The organism is Frankia sp. CoBUL1, from assembly GCF_978021245.1.
Map to the genome: position 1 here is coordinate 1 of NZ_CDXDOS010000335.1, position 3,107 is coordinate 3,107.

The 3,107-nt window shown below is 69.7% G+C and carries 3 protein-coding genes and 1 pseudogene; 1 reads left to right on the forward strand and 3 read right to left on the reverse strand.

From position 1 onward, the window contains the following. The coding region (locus tag AC08OX_RS16485) for a hypothetical protein (protein ID WP_476608635.1) at positions 1-205 on the forward strand (205 nt) is incomplete at its 5' end. Positions 206-556: 351 nt separating this feature from the next. Here the strand turns inward: AC08OX_RS16485 and AC08OX_RS16490 are convergent. The 3 genes and pseudogenes from AC08OX_RS16490 to AC08OX_RS16500 form a co-directional block, all read right to left on the reverse strand. Continuing rightward, positions 557-1,280: pseudogene (locus AC08OX_RS16490) on the reverse strand (S16 family serine protease); the annotation flags it as partial. Positions 1,281-1,489: 209 nt separating this feature from the next. Continuing rightward, entirely contained in the window at positions 1,490-2,341 is an 852-nt protein-coding gene (locus AC08OX_RS16495; RefSeq protein ID WP_476608636.1) for a BUD32 family EKC/KEOPS complex subunit, read from the reverse strand. A gap of 16 nt (positions 2,342-2,357) precedes the next feature. Further along, complete coding sequence (locus AC08OX_RS16500; protein ID WP_476608637.1) at positions 2,358-2,822, reverse strand: glycine-rich domain-containing protein; 465 nt, start codon at positions 2,820-2,822, stop codon at positions 2,358-2,360. Positions 2,823-3,107 lie beyond the last annotated feature (285 nt).

The following is a 3,107-nucleotide window of genomic DNA, read 5'->3' on the forward strand; positions in this document are numbered from 1 at the left end:
AATGGGCGGGAAGGTGATCGATTCCCGCGGCCTGGGACCGACCGGGATCGAAGCGCGCAGTCGGGCCGGGGGAGGGAGGAAGTGGGCCGACGGCGGGTTGACGGGCACGCCGGCCGCCGCGGCGCCGGATCGGCATGGGTTGTACGGATCGGCGCGGGAGGCGCAGCCGCTTGTCGATGCGGCTGCCGAGGGCAGAACGATCTAGCGGGCGCGCCTGCGCCGACTGGGTGGCCGGTTCGGCGGATGGGCGGGCCCGCGATTGTCCCGCGGTCGCTGGCGCACCCCTCGCCGACTGAGCCCCAGGATGCGCTGCTGTGCGATGCGCTCCTGCCGAAGACAGCGACCACGATCCACGCCCCGACCGTAGCCGCCATCTGCGTCTTCCGCCTCCCTCGTCACATGGTGTTTACCTCGTCCCCGGCGTGTCGCTGGCTCTCGCTCACCATCCTCCCCGGCCCCTGGGCCGCCCCTGATCGGTCTTCAGACGGCCGGTGACCCCTTGCCGGCGGGTGACCCTCAGGGCCGGCGGGTGACTCTCAGGGCCGGCGGGTGACCCTCAGGCGGCCAGCGGCGTGGAGGAGCGCCCGCCGTGGCCCGGCGGGTCGGCGCGCCCGGTGGCGAAGGCGGGCTCCAAGGCCAGGTCCAGCACCTCCCGGACGTCGGTCACCAGGCGGACGGTGAGCGCGTCGCGCACCGGCGCCGGGACGTCGTCCAGGTCCGGGCCGTTACGCGCCGGCAGCAGCACCGTGGTGATGCCGGCGCGGTGCGCGGCGAGCAGCTTCTGCTTCACCCCGCCGATCGGCAGCACGCGCCCGGTCAGCGACACCTCGCCGGTCATCGCCACATCCGCCCGGACAGCAGCGACGCCAGGGCCGTCGTCATCGTTACCCCGGCGCTCGGCCCGTCCTTCGGCACCGCACCCGCGGGGACGTGCACGTGGACACCGCGGTCGGCCAGATCCCCGACGGGAAGTTCCAGCTCCACCCCGTGCGAGCGCAGGTAGGACAGCGCGATCTGCGCCGACTCCTTCATCACGTCGCCGAGCTGCCCGGTCAGGGTGATCCCGGCCCCGCCGGTCTCCGGGTCGGCCAGCGACGCCTCGACGAACAGGACGTCACCGCCGGCGCCGGTCACCGCCAGGCCCGTCGCCACTCCCGGGAGGGCGGTGCGCTCCGCCGACTCCGGGTGTGCCGCGGCCGGCCGATGTAGCCGGGCAGGTTCCCGGCATCGATCGTCACCGGCAGGGTGGCCTCGCCGAGCGCCACCCGGGCGACGATCTTGAGGCGGGTAGAGAAAAGTTGCGATGACCCCAGATGTGGCAGGGGACCCCAGCGAGGCCCGCATGCTCGGGGCTTCGCCGGGGTCCCAAGGGCCAGCCGGCGGAGGATTTGGAGTCAACCCCGCCGGCTGGGGCTCAGATGCACTGACCTCGAACCCGGGATCACGGGATCACGGGATCACGGGATCATCATGGCCATACAGGTCGTGGTCAGGTCAGGCGCCACGTGGCATAGCCACGCGCCAGGGCGGCTCGGTTCTGAGCGGCAAGGCTGTCCGACTGCGCCGCTCGCATGCTCCACAGTCCCGCCACGTGGCAGGCGAAGGCGGTCCGGTCCTCGTCGGTGCCGCCCGCCCAGCAGTCCAGCCCCGCCGCCCACTGCTCGGCCTGCTGGCGGGTATGCTCGGCGCCAATGAGACGGATCACCATGAACGCGGCGTCTACCCAGCCGGCACCCTGCGCCGGCCAGCCCCAGTCGACCACCCAGACACGGTCCTCTCTGATCATGAACTGGTGGGCATGAAGGTCGGTGTGAATCAGCCGGTTCCCGGCCACGGCGTCGACCACAGCGCCCGCGTGGACGGCCGCAGTGGCTACGTCCCAATCGGGGAAAACTCTAGCTGGAAGCGTTTTTAGATCCTCCCACCAACCCGTGTTGCGCCATCGATCGGAAAGCGAGCGCAGACCCTCGCCGGTCCGGCGGGAGATGTCGTTGACGACGTCCCGGACGCGGGGTAGGTCAGGAGAGCCGGGGATGAGGTCCGCTGGTTGGCCGGTCGCATGCTCGAAGCCAACCAGCAGCCAGTCATCGACCTGGCATGCGAACCGTGGACTCGGCGCGATTCCTGCGGCGAGGTGTCCGAACGTGTGCTCGTTACGGAGCCAGCGTGCTCGCCGGCCGCCGCCGTGGACGCCTTTGACGAACAGCCGCTGCTCACCCGCATCCACGACCGCGGCGAGGTCGCAGCCGTCCCCGACGTCCACCGAGTCGGCGGACGTGACGGGTCCGGTCTGCGCCTCAACCGCGTCGCGGACCTGCGTCGGCAGATCATTCCACTTCATGGGAAGTTCGACTCCGCTACTTGGGGACCCGGCTGCCCTTATTTTCGTCGCCGTCCTTGCCGCTTGCCGAGCAGTTGCCCTCGTCGGAGCATGTGGAGCACGTCGCCCACAGTTCGTGGTCGACGGCGTATCCGGCCTGTTGCATCAGGGTGATCGTACGAGCGCGCCTGGCTGCGCTGATGCTGCGGTCGGGTGGCGCGTCGTCGGGCACGTGGTGGATGAAGTGGCCGGCGACCTGCCGGCAGAACAGCGTGTACTCCTTGGTGTGCAGCAGAAAGGTGTGCCAGCCCAGGTCGATGGTGTGGCTGGGCACATGCGGCGTGTCCGGGTCCTCGCCGCACGCGGCGAGGAAGGCCAGAGACTGGTCGATGATGCGCTCGGCCAGGTGGTCCGCCGCGAGCCGGTTACACAACCGCTCGAAGAGTCTCGGCGTAACAAGATCGCGGCCTCTTCGGGTCGCGATGATCGTGGGCGTGGACATGGTGGGTTTCCTCTCGTCGGGGTCGAACCGCCAGCGACCACGCCGGGTGGCCGCGACGGTTCCTGCTTCGTCGACCCGCCGGGAACGCGGCCTTCAACAGGACCGTTTTAACTGGCGGTCGACAGACTACGCAGCGAGTGGTGGTCGATTGTTCACGCTTGCGAACACGCCTGACGCACTGTTCACATCGGTGAACTCATCTGTAACCGTACGGCCGACGTTCGTGGGGCTACTCTGAGCGTGTACACCCACACGTGTATTCCGGTCAGGAGAGGCGTCTGTGAA